Source organism: Psychrobacter sp. H7-1, from assembly GCF_904846585.1.
In the GTDB taxonomy this organism is placed as follows: domain Bacteria; phylum Pseudomonadota; class Gammaproteobacteria; order Pseudomonadales; family Moraxellaceae; genus Psychrobacter; species Psychrobacter raelei.
In genome coordinates, this window is the sequence record NZ_CAJHBH010000016.1 from 20,245 (window position 1) to 36,434 (window position 16,190).

12 protein-coding genes are annotated in these 16,190 nt (G+C 44.9%); 4 read left to right on the forward strand and 8 right to left on the reverse strand.

The features are described from left to right. Positions 1–88: 88 nt before the first annotated feature. Entirely contained in the window at positions 89–691 is a 603-nt protein-coding gene (locus tag JMX92_RS06630) for a DUF934 domain-containing protein (RefSeq protein ID WP_011960368.1), read from the reverse strand. After that, complete coding sequence (locus JMX92_RS06635; RefSeq protein ID WP_011960369.1) at positions 684–2,366, reverse strand: nitrite/sulfite reductase; 1,683 nt, start codon at positions 2,364–2,366, stop codon at positions 684–686. Before JMX92_RS06635 ends, JMX92_RS06630 begins: the two co-directional genes overlap by 8 nt. Before the next feature lie 299 nt (positions 2,367–2,665). Here JMX92_RS06635 and sat point away from each other — a divergent pair, with 299 nt between their 5' ends. The 3 genes from sat (at position 2,666) to cls (ending at position 6,541) form a co-directional block, all read left to right on the forward strand. Continuing rightward, positions 2,666–3,925 carry a sulfate adenylyltransferase gene (sat, locus tag JMX92_RS06640; protein ID WP_011960370.1) on the forward strand — a complete coding sequence of 420 codons (1,260 nt, stop codon included), beginning with the start codon at positions 2,666–2,668 and terminating at the stop codon, positions 3,923–3,925. A gap of 526 nt (positions 3,926–4,451) precedes the next feature. Continuing rightward, positions 4,452–4,826 carry a hypothetical protein gene (locus JMX92_RS06645; protein WP_011960371.1) on the forward strand — a complete coding sequence of 125 codons (375 nt, stop codon included), beginning with the start codon at positions 4,452–4,454 and terminating at the stop codon, positions 4,824–4,826. Positions 4,827–5,104: 278 nt separating this feature from the next. Next, entirely contained in the window at positions 5,105–6,541 is a 1,437-nt protein-coding gene (cls, locus tag JMX92_RS06650; RefSeq protein WP_201544624.1) for a cardiolipin synthase, read from the forward strand. 179 nt (positions 6,542–6,720) lie between these two features. Here the strand turns inward: cls and JMX92_RS06655 are convergent, their stop codons facing one another. The 5 genes from JMX92_RS06655 to JMX92_RS06675 form a co-directional block, all read right to left on the reverse strand. Continuing rightward, positions 6,721–9,900 (reverse strand): type I restriction endonuclease subunit R, encoded by a 3,180-nt coding sequence (locus JMX92_RS06655; RefSeq protein ID WP_201544626.1) that lies wholly within the window; start codon positions 9,898–9,900, stop codon positions 6,721–6,723. A gap of 379 nt (positions 9,901–10,279) precedes the next feature. Beyond that, positions 10,280–10,759, reverse strand: a complete 480-nt coding sequence (locus JMX92_RS06660; protein WP_201544635.1) for an Abi family protein — start codon at positions 10,757–10,759, stop codon at positions 10,280–10,282. 217 nt (positions 10,760–10,976) lie between these two features. After that, the gene (locus tag JMX92_RS06665; RefSeq protein ID WP_201544637.1) at positions 10,977–11,828 is read right to left on the reverse strand and encodes a hypothetical protein; all 852 of its coding nucleotides are present in this window, start codon (positions 11,826–11,828) and stop codon (positions 10,977–10,979) included. Between the two features lie 36 nt (positions 11,829–11,864). Continuing rightward, positions 11,865–13,166, reverse strand: coding sequence for a restriction endonuclease subunit S (locus JMX92_RS06670; RefSeq protein WP_201544644.1), 1,302 nt, complete (start codon positions 13,164–13,166; stop codon positions 11,865–11,867). Beyond that, positions 13,156–14,742 carry a type I restriction-modification system subunit M gene (locus JMX92_RS06675; protein ID WP_201544645.1) on the reverse strand — a complete coding sequence of 529 codons (1,587 nt, stop codon included), beginning with the start codon at positions 14,740–14,742 and terminating at the stop codon, positions 13,156–13,158. The genes JMX92_RS06670 and JMX92_RS06675 overlap by 11 nt, the downstream gene beginning before the upstream one ends. Before the next feature lie 366 nt (positions 14,743–15,108). Between JMX92_RS06675 and JMX92_RS06680 the strand changes: the two genes are divergently transcribed. Further along, positions 15,109–15,480: a hypothetical protein gene (locus JMX92_RS06680; protein ID WP_011960385.1), complete on the forward strand. Its 372-nt coding sequence runs from the start codon at positions 15,109–15,111 to the stop codon at positions 15,478–15,480. 155 nt (positions 15,481–15,635) lie between these two features. Here the strand turns inward: JMX92_RS06680 and JMX92_RS13760 are convergent, their stop codons facing one another. After that, positions 15,636–16,151 (reverse strand): DUF4236 domain-containing protein, encoded by a 516-nt coding sequence (locus tag JMX92_RS13760; RefSeq protein ID WP_201544647.1) that lies wholly within the window; start codon positions 16,149–16,151, stop codon positions 15,636–15,638. Positions 16,152–16,190: the final 39 nt, after the last annotated feature.

Sequence of the window (16,190 nt, forward strand, 5' to 3'; positions counted from 1 at the left end):
TTTTATAAGAGTGATAAAGTTTTTTTTGAGAGTATGAGCCAAAGCGGGCTCTAATTTTATACCGTAAAACGCCAATTCTTTAAAAGCGCTAAGCTTGCTTTCTAAACATTGGCAACTGACTGGCCACGCTGCCATCGTAAGAGGAGGGCAGCACTGAGAAAGCCGCTTGAATGTCATCGGTCACATTCTCAGCTCGGATAATAAAGCTGTCCACGCCGGCACGCTGCAAATACACAATTTGATCACGGCCAAAGTCACCTGCGATACGGATCTCGCCCTCGAAGCCTTGCTGGCGTAAATGACGCGCTTGGCTAAAGCTGCGACCATCACCGAAGCCTGGCTGATATAAGACCACAAGGTCTAAAGCATTTAACAACGGGCGCTCACTGTCTTTACAAGCTGCCAACAGCTGATCGAGCTGTTCGGTTGAGATGCTGGTGTCGGCCCATAAGCCCACACGGCTGCTGTGATTGGCAATCATCGCCAATACTTCGGTTAACAGTCCTTGCGGCGCTAAAATATCAGACAGCGGTAAGATAACATCTAGGCGTTCAGACTTATTTAACAGCTCACTTAGCTGAGTGGTCTTAGCGGCCACGCCATCTGGCAACTCTGAAGTAAAGAGCGCATACCAGGTGTCCTCAGCGGTAATGTCTTTGGCCTGCGCATCTAAAATACGGTGATTACCCATATACAGCCTCCTTAAATGGCGTGATGCCCACACGTTGTACGAAGTCAGCAAATGGCTCAGGATGATCACCCTCGACATAACGCTGCTGGGTATACACATCGAGTACCTTTTGTAGGGTAGGTGCGACTTCCTCTGTGGCCACTGAGCGGCCTAGGATATTACCCAGACGTGTTTCTGCTTTTGAGCTGCCGCCTAAGCTGATTTGATACCAGTGCTCACCTTTTTTATCGACGCCTAAGATACCGATATCACCCACATGGTGGTGGGCACAGGCATTCATACAGCCTGACATGTTGAGCTGAATGTCGCCTAGGTCATACAAATAATCTAAGTCATCAAAGTGTTTTTCGATCTGTTCGGCAATGTTAAAGGTGGTGGCATTCGCCAGCGCACATAAGTCAAAGCCTGGGCAGACAATCATGTCGGTTAAGGTGCCGATATTAGGACGCGCCAAATCAATCTCAGTTAACGCCTCCCATAAGGCATACAGATCGGTTTGCTTGACATCAGCAAATACCAGGTTTTGTTGATGGGTACCACGGATTTCACCGAAGCTGTATTGGTCAGCTAAATCGGCTAGGCGGTCTAATTGCTCATGAGTCACGTCACCGGCAGGCACGTATTTGCCATTGACAAGTCCGGCCTTTAAAGACACCACGACCGCACGGTAACCGGCCACTTTATGCGCAACGGTATTGCGAGAGTACCAGTCCGCAAACGCCTTATTCTCTAAGTGCTTGTTAAGCTCAGATTGGCTTGCCAGCGTATCGATATGCTCATAATCAAACTCTGGGAAGTAGCTTTTTGCGGTTTCAAAGTTGTCATCAGTTAGCGTTAATGGTCCGTCTTTGGTAAAGGTTTCCCACTCTTTATTGACAAGCTTAGTGAATTCTCTTTCACCCATGCTCTCCACTAGGATTTTAATACGGGCTTTGAATTTGTTGTCTCGGCGACCATGCAAGTTGTACACCCGCAAGATGGCATCTAGATAACTTAGTAAGTGCTCACGCGGTAAGAATTTATTGATGGTCTTACCGATGATGGGCGTACGGCCTAAGCCGCCACCAACGATAACCTCAAAGCCAATCTCACCCGCTTCATTTTTTAGCACATGTAAGCCGATGTCATGCACTTGAGTCGCTGCTCGGTCTTCTGGTGTGCCGATGACCGCAATCTTGAATTTACGCGGTAAAAAAGCAAACTCAGGGTGGAAAGTTGACCACTGACGGATAATCTCACAATAAGGGCGTGGGTCTTCTATTTCATTGGCATTAATGCCGGCATAAGGGTCGGTGGTGGTGTTACGGATACAGTTGCCAGAAGTTTGGATGGCATGCATCTGTACTGAGGCAAGCTCAGCTAGGATATCAGGCACTTCTTCAAGCTTGGGCCAGTTTAACTGTAGATTTGTACGGGTCGTGAAGTGGCCATAACCGCGGTCATATTTGCGCGTGATTTCGGCAAGCTTACGTACCTGGTAGGTTGCCATTAGACCATAAGGCACAGCGATACGTAGCATAGGCGCATGGCGCTGGATATATAGACCATTTTGCAGGCGCAGTGGCAAAAACTGCTCTTCGGGTAACTCCCCGGCTAGGAAGCGGCGGGTCTGATCGCGAAACTGCTCAACCCGCTCATCAACCATGGCTTGGTCTGCATGAGTGTACTTATACATAGTTCATATGCCCTTGGATAACAAAAAATCATGCAGCTATACTACCTATGCTTATAGTGTTTTATAAATTCATATCTGACATATCTATATCCAAAGAGAGCATAGATAAGAATAAGTAAATTTGGTTAGTCTAATGCAATCGATTTTTATAAATAGCCTAAGTAGATAATTTAAGCCTAATTATTTGAGCTTAATCATTTAAGCCTACTGTATGCTTTGCTGATATGGGGTGCGATAAGGGCCATTTACCGCCATATTAGTCTTACTTAGACTCTCTGTTAACCTTACTGGATGATGTTATGACTTCACAAAAAATAGTAAAACGCCTTGGCAAAACCAGCATTGTACCGCCGCATGGTAGCGATGAGCTAAAGCCTTTATTACTAGAGGGTGAGGCGCTAAGCCAAGCCTTACACAATGCCAAAAACCTACCCAAGATTACCCTAAGCTCACGTGAGCGTGGCGACTTAATTATGCTAGGTATTGGTGGATTTACTCCATTAGATGGATTTATGAATCAAGCCGACTGGCAGGGCGTTGTGGATGAGATGACCCTAAAAACCGGCGCCAATAAAGGCCTGTTTTGGCCCATTCCCATCACCTTATCTACCAGCAAAGAGCAAGCGGATAGCCTAGCCCCAGGCGATGAGGTGGCTTTAGTGGCAGAAGATGGCGAGATTATGGGGGTCATCACTGTTGAGGAGACTTACACCATTGATAAGGCGCATGAGTGCCAGCAAGTGTTTACCACCACAGAAGAAGAGCACCCTGGGGTAAAACAGGTGATGGAGCAAGGTGAGGTGAACGTGGCCGGTGCGGTCAAGGTGTTTAGCCAAGGCGAATTCCCAACCTTATATCCTGAGATTTATAAGACGCCTGCTGAGACCCGCAAATTGTTTGAGGAGAAGAACTGGCAGACCATCGCCGCCTTCCAGACCCGCAACCCAATGCACCGCTCGCATGAATATTTGGCCAAAATTGCCATTGAGATCTGTGATGGGGTGATGATTCACTCGTTATTAGGCGCTTTAAAGCCAGGTGATATCCCTGCTGAAGTGCGCCAAGAAGCCATCAAGACCTTGATTGACAATTACTTCAAAAAAGACACCGTCATTCAAGCCGGCTACCCATTAGACATGCGTTACGCCGGTCCTCGTGAGGCGTTGTTACATGCGCTGTTCCGTCAGAACTATGGCTGTAGCCATCTGATTGTCGGCCGTGACCACGCTGGTGTGGGCGACTATTATGGTCCTTTTGATGCGCAGGCTATTTTTGATGAGATTGACAAAGACGCTATGTTGACTCAGCCCTTGAAGATTGACTGGACCTTCTGGTGTAATGCTTGTCAGGCCATGGCTTCGACTAAGACCTGCCCGCATGACGCTGAACATCATGTGAAGGTATCGGGTACTAAGCTGCGCAAGGCTTTATCTGAAGATCAAGAAGTGCCTGAGAACTTCAGCCGTCCTGAAGTGCTACAAATCTTACGTAATTATTATGAAAGCATTGCCAAAGAAGACCGTGCTGAGGTTAAGCTGGTCGGCGCTTCTGCTCAATAGTCGATCTGTATTGCAAGCTGCTATGTACAGCTAACGGCATCATTTAGTATTGGCTATATTTAAGATTAAAAGTATTTAAGGTAAAAAGTCAGCTTCGGCTGGCTTTTTTTGTGCCCAGTAATCGGTAAATATCATAAAAAGTAAACATTAACACTACGTGAATCTAAACCTAAATAGTCAACAAATGTTATACTATTTGAATCTATAAAGACTCTCCTAAAAAATAATTAAAAAAAACCAACACATAAGCTGCTATAAAAATGGTAAATATCTCTAGTAGAGAATTTGCTTAGGGCTTAACTTTTTGCCAAATTAGGCTTTGGCGATAAGGTATTGGTATTGTAGGATTTTTTTGATTTAATGGGAGTAGGGTGACAAACCATTATCACCTTGATGCATACGCTTGAGGTGGGTTTGTTTGATGTTGAGGGGCAAGGTGTCAATCAGTGTCAATAACAGTTATGGTCGCATTGGTACAAACTAAGCTAGGCACATGGTCTGCTTATTAAGAGGTATAGTCAGCGTTATGGGTAACAAATTAGCACTTATGACGGGCGGCTTTCTGCTCACAGCAGCAGTTACAGCCATCGCAGCAGAACCCCAGATCGACTCTGCAAAAGCCCCGCTATATATCGGCAAGTCGGTCATGGCATGTGGTACAGTGGCAGAGATTAATCATATGCCCAATAGGCACTACATTAATTTTGACAAAAAAAATCCCAATCAAAGCCTCACCGCCTTGGTGTGGAACAAAGACTATGTATGGTTTGAGAAGCGCTACGGCCGTATGGACAGTTATGTGGGTAAAAAGATGTGTGTGCTTGGCAATATCACCTCCACCCAAAGCTACTTACAGATTAATGTGACCAATCCGCAATTTTTGCGTCTTCCCAATAGATAACACACTGGCCAAAGCCGCTTTAAGCTTACGCCTGTATCTTTTGTCCTGATTCAAATACGCCAGCTGCCTTCCGCTTAACATAACGGATGAGGCAATTAGACCAGCTTAGGCTGGTTTTTTTATTGCCTGTGCCTGCTACAGTTAGCAACCCAATGGCATCACAAGCTAGGCTATACTAAATGACAAGTGATCACCGCTTAGCTTTTAGAGTAGGGCTTTACTATCAACCACTATAATAAGAAGCACCCTTGTATTTTTTATACTTAGAGAGTGACGGCATGTTTTTGGATTTTTTACTCGGCCTACATTTTTTGATATGGCTTACCATCTCGCTGCGGGTATTGGCCCGCCATGATCTGTCCGCTCCGGCTCGTCTGGCTTGGCTGGTGGTGCTGTTTATCTTACCATACGTAGGCGTGGTGGTGTATTGGATGTTTGGTGAGGTGCATTTAGGTATTAACTTCACCCACCGTTATGATCGCATCACTCAGAAGCTGGCCGAAAGCTATCCTCAAGTGCTGGGCGATAAAGACACGATGGCACAGGTGGTAGAGCGTGAATATCAAGCGGCCGGATATGCGGCGAGTGTCACCGGCTTTCACACCACATTGGGCAACCGTGCCGAGCTTATGGCCGATGCCAAGGCCACGCAGCAGCGTATGATTGCCGACTTCGATGCCGCCACAGATCATATTCACGTGATGTATTATATTTGGCTAGATGATGACATGGGGACCGCCGTGGGTGAGGCATTAATGCGTGCTGCCAAACGCGGGGTGCGCTGCCGTGCCATGGTCGATGGCTTAGGGTCACGCAAGCTGTTACGCTCCTTATTGTGGAAGCGGATGCAAGATGCTGGGGTTGAGGTGAGTGTGGCGCTACCGATCAATAACTTGCTAAAAGTGCTGCTATTTAGTCGTATTGACCTACGCAATCACCGTAAGATTACCGTGATTGATGGCAAGATTGGCTATGTCGGCAGCCGCAACAGTGCTGATCCTGAGTTTCGGATTAAGCCCAAGTATGCGCCTTGGGTCGATATCATGCTGCGGGTACAAGGCCCGCTGGTTGCCCAAAATCAGATGCTCTTTGCCAATGACTGGCTGATGGAAAACCCCGATACCGATTTTAACAGCTTCCCTTATGTCACCGAGTCGCATCCTGAGGGCATTGCCGCTCAAGTCTTCGCCGATGGTCCTACTCAGCGTCAAGGCACCACGCCGCAGTTTTTGAGTACGCTGATGAGTCAGGCACGTCACACCCTTATCATCTCCACTCCCTATTTTGTCCCAGATTACACCTTGATTAATATGCTGTGTGCCACCGCTTACCGCGGTGTGGCGGTGAGCATTATCTTTCCAAAGAACAACGACTCCTTTATTGTGGCCGCCACCAGTCACAGCTACTATTGGCAGCTGCTTGAAGCCGGCGTCAAGGTGTATGAGTATAAGCCTGGCTTACTGCATGCCAAGACTCTAACGGTGGATGGTAAGATCAGCTTGATTGGCTCGACCAATTTAGACCTGCGCAGCTTCGACTTAAACTATGAGAACAATGCGTTATTTTATGATGAAGCGCTCACGGCACAGATTGTGGAGCGTCAGTATGCGTATATCGCTGACTCAGATGAGGTGATGCGTCAAGAGGTGCGTGACTGGCCGATTTATTACCGCATCTGGATTAATATTGTCTCCACCATGGGGCCGCTGCTCTAGACAAACACCGTTACCAAGGGTAAACCGGCCTTTACTGAGTATTTATGTACCGACTGAGGCCAATTTGCCGATATTAGAGGCGGGCAAGCGTCAGCCTGTGGTCGAGGCGTCTGGCGATTAAGCGTAGGGAGTAGCTTTAAGTTGCGCCGAGTTGCATAAGTCCTGATAAGTCTAGGCTCTTATACTCGATGCTTCTTAAACTGCTCAGCCTGCTCAAATATCTCAGAATACACTTCGTCACGGTCAATGGGCGGATATCCCCACTCATCAAGTAGGACAATCAGCTCAAATTCAAGCTCGGCCTTAATGTCATTACGCTTGTTCCAGTCGGTATAGCGGGCTTTGTCATCGACCAAGTCTTTGACTGCTTTAGACAATTCAATCAGCCTATCTTCTGGATAATTAAAATCGTATTTATGAGCCAGCGTTAATAAGATGTCATAGAAGGCTTTTTCTTCAATATCAATCCCCATGTCTTGATAAGAGTTTACCTCATCACGCATTTGATGAATAAGGTCTATGATCTGGTCAGTGAAGTCTTTCATAACCGTAGCGTGCATGGTGCTGTTTTCATCACGCTCATTATACTTCTGTACAATGGCGCTCATCTTCTTACTAAAGTCGATACTTTTAACCTTGTTGGTCTTTTTAAATTCACCAATGGCTTTTTTTAGGAGCTGCTGTAATAGCTCCATCTTGGTATTGGGCTGTTTGATATTTTCAATTTTGGCTAAGTAGTCATCATCAAAGATACTAATCTCATGGCCATGCTCGGCGCCCATTTTGAAGATTTCTTCCACGCCCTCGCTTTGTAGGGCATCTTTGACCAGCTCACGCACCTTTTCATTCATCTGCTCAACATCAGGCGCATCGCCTGTGGTGAGCTTGAAGATAATGGTACGGACAGCTAGGTAATAGTGAATTTTATCCTTATGGGCTTGAGTGAGGTTGCTGCTACCCACACAGATATCGTAAGCAGACTTGAGACGTTTGACCACATCCATAAAGAATCGCTTCGATTTTTCAGTGGTTAGCACAAACTCGGCTGACGCATTCAGACAGTCTAGTTGTTCAATCGGCTTACCAGAGAAGTAACCTGAGTTATCAAAGTTATGGAACATCGCATCAAGCAGACTAAGTTGGTCTTTTACCACCACCACCGATTGTTCAATTTCTTCTAGGTTTTGCTGATTGCCCTCAGTATATTGTGCCAAAGCTAGGTTCATGTGCTTTTTGATGCCGATATAGTCCACGACTAATCCGCGCTCTTTACCCTCAAACTTACGGTTAACTCGGGAGATGGTCTGAATTAGGTTGTGCTTTTGTAGTGGCTTATCAATATAGATAGTATCTAAGAAGGGCACATCAAAGCCTGTGAGCCACATATCGACCACGATGGCTATCTTAAAGTTGGATTTGCCGTTTTTAAATTGACGATCCAGCTCTTTACGGTAGTCTTTAGTGCCCAGTAAGTCCCACAGCTCTTGAGAGTCATCTTTGTTACGCGTCATGATCATTTTGACGCGCTCCATGGGCTTAATGGTCTTTTTTTCGTTCTCAGTTAAGGTACTGCCTTCTTCACAGGCCATCACTTCTGCCCACTGAGGCCTTATATCAATGATGTTTTTATAAAGCTGAAAGGCGTTCTCACGCGAGCTACAGACGAACATGGCCTTGCCTTTTTGGGTCGTGCCCTCAGCCACACGTGTCTCATAATGGGCGACGAAGTCTTCTGCAATGGCACGCAGTCGCTCAGGGTTACCCAGTACGGTAGACATGGTGGCCATGCTTTGCTTACTTTTATCGATTTGATATTCGTTAGCTCCCGAGGCTTCAGCATCTTTGTAATATCTTTCCACTTCTTCTAGCTGGCGAGAGTCTAGCAATACCTTAGCGGCACGTCCTTCATAGACGATGGGTACGGTAATCTCATCATGCACAGACTCGGTCATGGTGTAGCTGTCAACGATAGCTCCGAATACATCGAGCGTGGCATCGACTGGTGTGCCGGTAAAGCCAACGTAGGTCGCATTCGGCAGTGAGTCATGCAGATATTTGGCAAAGCCGTACGTCTTCTTCACGCCATCTTCGGTTACGGTAATTTTCTGCTCAAGGTTGAGCTGGCTGCGGTGCGCTTCATCAGACAGCACAATGACGTTGCTACGCTCTGTGAGCAGCTGCGTATCTTCAGTAAACTTATGAATAGTCGTCAGATACACGCCGCCACTTTTGATACCTGATAGGCGCTCACGAAGCTCCGCTCGGCTCTCAACACTAATGATGTTGTCATCACCAATATAAGTCTTGGCATTGGTAAATTGACCAGATAGCTGATCGTCTAGGTCAGTACGGTCGGTAATCAAGATAATGGTTGGGCTGCCCAAATCAACATCACGCATCAGCAGACGGGTCAAAAACAGCATGGTGTAGCTCTTACCACATCCAGTCGCCCCAAAGTAGGTACCGCCTTTACCATCACCAGCGATTAGCTTGCCAGCTGAATTAAATTGCTTGATGTGTTGTTTGATGTTATGAAATAGTTTAGTCGCCGCATAGTACTGCGGATAGCGGCAGATGATTTTTTCTTTTTTGGTCGAGGTGTCGGGTAGGTAGATAAAGTTGCGCAGCACATCAAACAGACGCTGTTGATTAAACAGACCTTGTATCATGGTAATCAGCGCACTGATACCGTCTGTCTCCAGCGCTTCATCACCAGTGACTTTGCGCCAAGAATAGAAGAACTCATACGGGGCAAACTGCGACCCCATCTTGGTGTTCACGCCATCGCTAATGACGCAGATGGCATTGTATTTGAGTAGCTCAGGGATATCACGGGTATAGCGGGTTGTCAGCTGCACGTAGGCATCATGTAGCGGTGCATCCTCACGGATAGCGCTCTTAAATTCAAACACCACCAGCGGCAAGCCATTGATGTACAAAATAGCATCGGGAATACGTAGCTCATAGCCTTGAATATTAAGCTGAGTGACCACTCGCAAAGTATTATTGCTGATATCATCATAATCAATCAGCTGGATAAACAAATCTTTTTTGGTGTGGTCTTCACGCTTGAGCAAAAAGCCATTAGAGATATCTTTCATAATGGTTTTGTTGCTGTCGTAAAGGTCAGAGGCGGGTAGGGTCTTAATACGATGCAGGATTAACCCAATCTCATAATCGGTAATGTGCTGATCGTGATAGCGGCTGGCGAGAAATCCACGTAAGTCAGACTCAATTAACACCTCATGTACCGCGCGACCAAGCTGAATATCGACCACCTCACCTGGGGTGTGTGGATAGCCCTCGCAGGCAAGTAACTCAATGATGGCTTGTTCAAGTTTGGCTTCGGTGAATTTCAATACTATACTTCCTATACTAATATGTTTCCTATACTACATTGCCGCTAACATGTGTGTGCGCTCTACGCACCTGTTAAGTCACGATATCAACCGCGTCTCTTTCGGCTTCTTAGACAGCCAATACTATAGTCAGAGAGATTAATAACAGGTACAAGGCAGACAAGTGCAAGTGCTACAATAGTAGGCTAAACGAGTCTAATGCCATAACTGTTGTTGGGTTCGCTGACTGTATATTTTGCTTGAACGTAACTTAACTTACGTCTATAATAGATATCAACAGCACCGTCACCTCTACCTAATCTCTCTGGTAACATTGAATTAGGAAATGTGGCGGTTTTCTATTGTCTATTGATTTATCTTAGTAGATTTTTGAGTGTCTTCACCAGTCCTGCCATGAGCTAAACCCTGTATCATTTAATGTGATAGCATTATTCATTGGTATAGGAAAATCATGAAATAAACGCTCTACTTTATGATGCCAAACACTTTTTGGCACAATGACCGCTAACAAATGCTTCATCATAATAAGATAAAAGAACAACCGTTTATTATCCGCTAATGACAATCCCAAAAAACGAGTATCCACCTTTGCCACAACATCAATATTAACATTCCATAATCTCGCATGATGTGCACAAATATTGCGGATATAGTTTAACGACTTAAGCCAACTTTCGAACACCCTAGGGTTATCCACGCCATAACTTTGTGATATTTGCTTTTTTTGCCTACCTTTAAGTCCTGAATACAATACCGATAAGCTACCAAAATCCATTACCTCTACACCTACCCATATCGGCAAGTCTTCATAAGTGGCTATGTGGTGCTTGATAAATGGACTCTTGTCTGAACGACTCATGCTTCCTATATTTTGTAGGGTGCATTTTTAAGCACCTTTTTAATATTGTAATTTAAAAAATTTATCAGATAGCTCTATCAGGTTTGCTGTCAGTTATTTTTAGCGGTCCATGCAATGCACTCTACTACCCGATTTCTGCCACCAATTTCTCAGCATCAGCAATACGCAGCTCGCCTAACAATAGACTGTGTTGTCCAAAGTAGTTTAATGTACTTGATTAATAATACTCTTTTTTCACAGGGTTAAACTTCTTGATGACACTGTGATTAACGGACTCAATACGCTCATAGTCATCAGTCGGCCTTTCCCCTTTATAGGTTAATTTGATAGGATAATACTTATTGCCATCAGGTATCACTTGATAGGTAGATTCATAGTCATAATACAGCGGTGATGTTTCTTCATAATTACCTCCATTGCTCGAGCCTGCATCACCTAATACGTAACTGTTGATATAATCATCTTCTGGCAGATGTAATACTTCCCACCAAGTTTCAACCACTCCAGTAGAGACGTAACCATTTGAAAAGATGCTACCAACAAGGTTTTTGCCTATAGGCTGTAAGCCAGTTTTGAGGCTAGATGCATCCAACTGTATTCGCCCCCAACTCCCTGATAACTGCAAGTTAGGTCCAGATTTGCTGACTAATTGATATTGTCCAGTTTTTAGGCGTTTAAAGGTATATAGGTCGGCATCTGCCCCCATAGCATGACCTGATACTAGGCTTCTACTGTCTTCATAGATTTTTAGCTTTTCGATAATCACTAAATAGCGAGGTTCGCCTGTGCTATTGAGATAGCCAACAATAGGGTGCATAACGGCAACCGTTTGTTCTCCATCTTCTCCATAGCCAAGCCCAATGTAAGGTAAAGACTCAATATCTTCATCGTTAACAAAGACTCTGGTCATTTGACCATTATAAAAAGCCCGCATCACCTGCTTAAAACTTAAGTCAGGTAATTTGACCTGAGCAACCTTTTGAGCTGAAAAAGCAGGTGTCGCTGCCATAGCTGAAGTGCTTGCTACAGCACCCAAGCCAATCGCCACACTTAATAGTAATCTCTTCATAAAAAGTCCTTTGATACGTTTGAAACTAAAACCCCTTTAAATATCTGCCACCAACTTCTCAGCATCAGCAATACGCAGCTCGCCTGACATAAGCTTGGGGAGTAGCGTGTCACGGAGTTTGGCTAGGCACGAATTTTGTTTCGTTAATGCATTTGTATGATTAAAAAAGTCAGTAGCCAGTCTATCAAACTCATAAAGTGCATTATTTGAAGGTATTACAATGTTTAAGTCATTCAATACTCTCGTTGTCATACTTGGCACTGCGGAACCAACATTCATTGAAGCTAGATCAAACAAACTTAAGCATTGAAATAAATATTTGACAGTTTTTTCTTGTTTTGGAATTGAATAAAACATAGTATCAACAGTCCAAAACTCTTCATCAACATACATCAAATTACTTAAAGTACCCTTGCGAGGAATTAATATAGACTCACCGTTATAAAGAGATTTATCAACTGAACGCATTAGACCGCCAGAACCATAGACAGGAATACTTCCTTGTTCTAACTTCTTGTGATCTTTACCATATTTAATGTTTAATAATTCCCCGAGCTTTTTTGAAGCCCACCCCTTAGGAATCCACCCCAATTCCTCAGTAAACTCAAACTCACTGGGGAATAAGTCATTAATCTCTGAGTTGGTCTTGGCTTTACCACTGTCTAACTGAGCCTGACGCAGCTCGGCACGTTCTGCTAATTCATCAGGAATAGCCTTACCTGCCAGCAACGCATTATCAATTACTGGATCAAAGTCAACAAACCAGCTTTTAAACAAAGCTTGTGTCATTGCTTCTAGTGTTTCGTTCATTTGACGGTTAAGTTCTATTTTATCGTCTAAAGTACCTAGAATGTGGGCTATTGCTTTTTGTTCTGGGATTAGGGGAGTTGGAATTTGAAATGCTTTAATATTTGGTATTCGAATATTACTAACAGTAGTTCCTGTACCTTCATTCCAACTAATTTGATACTGCAAATAAGGGCTTTGCAAAGTGTATAGCAAATACTTTGAGTCTATTATTTCCTCTTTTACTCTTATAAGTACCATTCTTTGCCCAAGACAACACTTTAGCCCTTCAGGTATTTGACAGACCTCACCCATTGGAGCTTCACGAGTTAATACTAAATCTCCTGCTTGAGGTACTGCTCGTTTGACTCTTTTCTCATAACCATCTAGGTCAGTATAGCTAGGTGACGATACATCCAATCTACCATTTTTAATATTATTACTTCTCAGGACAACTATTCCTTCATCTGTCCATTTAGGTGTGGAGTGTGGGCAGTCAATAATCAACTCTGTCACTTCATCAAGACGCAACTCTTTCCATTTACTCACCATAACCCAATACCTCCATGTTATGACGAATCGCTTTATCTAACGTCTCAGACTCAGCCATTTGCTGATATAAGGTTTGGCTAAGTTCACTCATCTTGGTTTCAAACGGAATACCATCATCTTCAATAGCAGCCATACCCACATAACGCCCTGGAGTGAGTACATAATCATTGGCTTTAATCTCATCAAGCGTCGCTGATTTACAGAAGCCTGCGTCGTCTTCATACGCCTCATAGCCGCCAGCGTGCTGCTCACCACGCCACGCATGATAAGTATCGGTAATCTTCTTCACATCCTCATCAGACAAGCCTTTATGCGTACGGTCTAGCATATAGCCCAGATTACGCGCATCGATAAATAGCGTCTCACCAGAGCGATTGCGTAAGCCACGTTCTTTACTGTCAGCAGACTCCGCCTTTTTATCCTTACTGATAAACCATAAGCAAACAGGAATCTGTGTGGTATAAAACAGCTGACCGGGCAGAGCGACCATACAATCCACCAAATCATTCTCTAAGATTTGTTGACGTATTTCAGCTTCACCGCTTGTGCTTGTAGACATAGAACCATTGGCCAATACAAAGCCTGCTGTACCATGCTCAGACAGCTTAGATATCATGTGCAATATCCAAGCATAGTTGGCATTGCCGGTTGGCGGTGTGGGATACCCTGCCCAGCGTGGGTCATCGACCAGCTCATCATCAGCGCGCCACTGCGACTGGTTAAAGGGCGGGTTGGCCATGATAAAGTCAGCTTTTAGGGTAGGGTGCTGGTCTTTGAAGAAGGTATCGGCCGCCACTTCGCCCAAGTTACTAGAGATACCGCGAATGGCTAAGTTCATCTTCGCCAGCTTATAGGTCGTCGTGGTGTACTCTTGACCATAGATAGACACATCCTTGGTGTCGCCTTGATGGTTCTCAATAAACTTAATCGACTGCACAAACATACCGCCCGAGCCGCAGCACGGATCGTATATCTTGCCCTTATACGGCTCAATCATCTCAGTAATCAAGTTCACCACCGACTTAGGCGTGTAGAACTCACCGCCGCCCTTACCTTCACTGTCCGCAAACTTACCTAAGAAATACTCATACACACGCCCAACCACATCTTTGTGCTCATTGTCGATGGTGTCGATGTTGTTAATCACATCGATCAAAGCCGCTAATTTGCTCGGGGTTAAGCCAAGGCGTGAGAAGTAATTGTCAGGCAGTGCGCCTTTTAGTGATTTGTTGGTCTTCTCAATGGTGCTAAGCGCGGTATCAATCTTCAGCGCAATGTCTTCTTGCTTGGCGTTTTGTTGAATAAAACGCCAACGGGATTCTTCTGGCAAATAAAACACGTTCTCTTTGGTATAAGCCTGCACCAAGTCAACATACTTCTCTTGGCCAGCATCTATCAGCGCTTGCTTACGCTGCTCAAAGGTATCACTGATGAACTTTAAGAAGATAAGACTGAGCACGATGTGCTTATACTCTGATGACTCAACGCTACCACGCAGCTTATTGGCTGCATCCCATAGCGCCTCTTCAAAGCGAACTTCTTTTTTGTCACTCTTTTTGGTGATCTCTTTTGCCATACTATGTGACTTCCTAAATTAAACAATGTTGAAGGAGGATTAATGACTTGAACTTAAATACTTACGATTAAATACTTACGCCTGATGCCATAATACAGGACGACCTGAGTTTTCAATAAAAACTCAGTAACAAAGCCAACCTGTCAACCAAGCCGCACCATCCAGTTGCCAGAACGACAGTACACACCGGCTTTGCTTATCATTTACAAGCAGTTAACATACTTATAATCATAGCAAATAACCCAATTTTTCACACACAAAATCAATAACCTTGCTAAAGTCCTACTGCTAGGCAGAGTTATTGATAACAGCCATGGTTGTTTTGGCCAAATATTTATATACTGAGGGCAACTAGGAGTAATTATTATGATCAAATCTATTTCATCAAAGACAATCACACCGACTCTCAAAGCCAGCTTTATGGCTGCTGCCGTAATGTTCGGTAGCCTAGGCGCGTATGCAGCCGATACCCAAGACGATGCGCCCGATGAGCTGTGTGTCGATATCGCTGCTATGGCGGGCAAGGTAATGCAGGCTCGCCAAGAGGGCGCTACCAAAGCACAATTAAATAAAGTTGCGCAAAAGGCAGATGAAACCTCACAAGCCTTAGCGGCCGGTATCATCGATAAGGCATTCACCGTTAAGCGCTATGAGAACAAAGCCGATCAAGAAGCCCAAATTGATAAATTTATCTCGCAGTACTACAACACCTGCTTTAACGCACTAAATAAAGGCTAAGCGCCCAAGCACACCAAGACACAAGTCGTCTAATGCACATAAGCTGTCTAAAAATAGCCACCATAAAGCGCTATTTTGATTTTGCCTAAATCCATAAGCTCTCTGGGATTTAGGCTTTTTTTGTGCTCAAATAATGTGAGGTGTTAAGCCAAAGCCTAACGCAGCCAAGAGATGACGACTATCATGAGCCAGCCCATGCTCAGTACCCGAGCTGTGGTGCTATAGCCCTCACGCAGTACTAGCCAGCTAAAGATATAGGGAATAAATAAGATACCCAGCAGCAGGCCAAAGGAGACTTTGCGGTACTCGTGATCAGGGTAAGTGCTCTGCGTATCAGTTGCACGAGGGGCAGGCGGGCAAGAAGTGGTTGTCGATGGCAGCGCATCGGGCGAATGTAGATCGGGCGAAGATAGAGAAGAGGGCGGTGCAGGATGCGTAGTGTCAGCTTTGACGCTGCGAGACTTGGCGCTGCGAGATTTGGCCGGGCCGCTTAACTTTTGAGTATAAGATAAGCCGGTGCCGGGCAGCCCAGTGCTGGCAGTGGTGCCACGCTTACCGATATTGATACGGGCACCTCGGCCACCGACAGAGACACTGGAGATGCCTTTTTTGCCGATATTTAGGCGCACACCAGGTGCAATCTTAATGCTTTTTCTAAATCTAAATCCCATGCCACACTCCCAGCTGTATTTAGACCTTAATGTGTTAAT

Coding starts and splice junctions, on each gene's coding strand:
- JMX92_RS06660 (WP_201544635.1), bottom strand. CDS start 10,759: ATGAGTCGTTCAGACAAGAGTCCATTTATCAAGCACCACATAGCCACT.
- sat (WP_011960370.1), top strand. CDS start 2,666: ATGACTTCACAAAAAATAGTAAAACGCCTTGGCAAAACCAGCATTGTA.
- JMX92_RS06675 (WP_201544645.1), bottom strand. CDS start 14,742: ATGGCAAAAGAGATCACCAAAAAGAGTGACAAAAAAGAAGTTCGCTTT.
- JMX92_RS06635 (WP_011960369.1), bottom strand. CDS start 2,366: ATGTATAAGTACACTCATGCAGACCAAGCCATGGTTGATGAGCGGGTT.
- JMX92_RS13760 (WP_201544647.1), bottom strand. CDS start 16,151: ATGGGATTTAGATTTAGAAAAAGCATTAAGATTGCACCTGGTGTGCGC.
- cls (WP_201544624.1), top strand. CDS start 5,105: ATGTTTTTGGATTTTTTACTCGGCCTACATTTTTTGATATGGCTTACC.
- JMX92_RS06665 (WP_201544637.1), bottom strand. CDS start 11,828: ATGAAGAGATTACTATTAAGTGTGGCGATTGGCTTGGGTGCTGTAGCA.
- JMX92_RS06630 (WP_011960368.1), bottom strand. CDS start 691: ATGGGTAATCACCGTATTTTAGATGCGCAGGCCAAAGACATTACCGCT.
- JMX92_RS06680 (WP_011960385.1), top strand. CDS start 15,109: ATGATCAAATCTATTTCATCAAAGACAATCACACCGACTCTCAAAGCC.
- JMX92_RS06670 (WP_201544644.1), bottom strand. CDS start 13,166: ATGGTGAGTAAATGGAAAGAGTTGCGTCTTGATGAAGTGACAGAGTTG.
- JMX92_RS06645 (WP_011960371.1), top strand. CDS start 4,452: ATGGGTAACAAATTAGCACTTATGACGGGCGGCTTTCTGCTCACAGCA.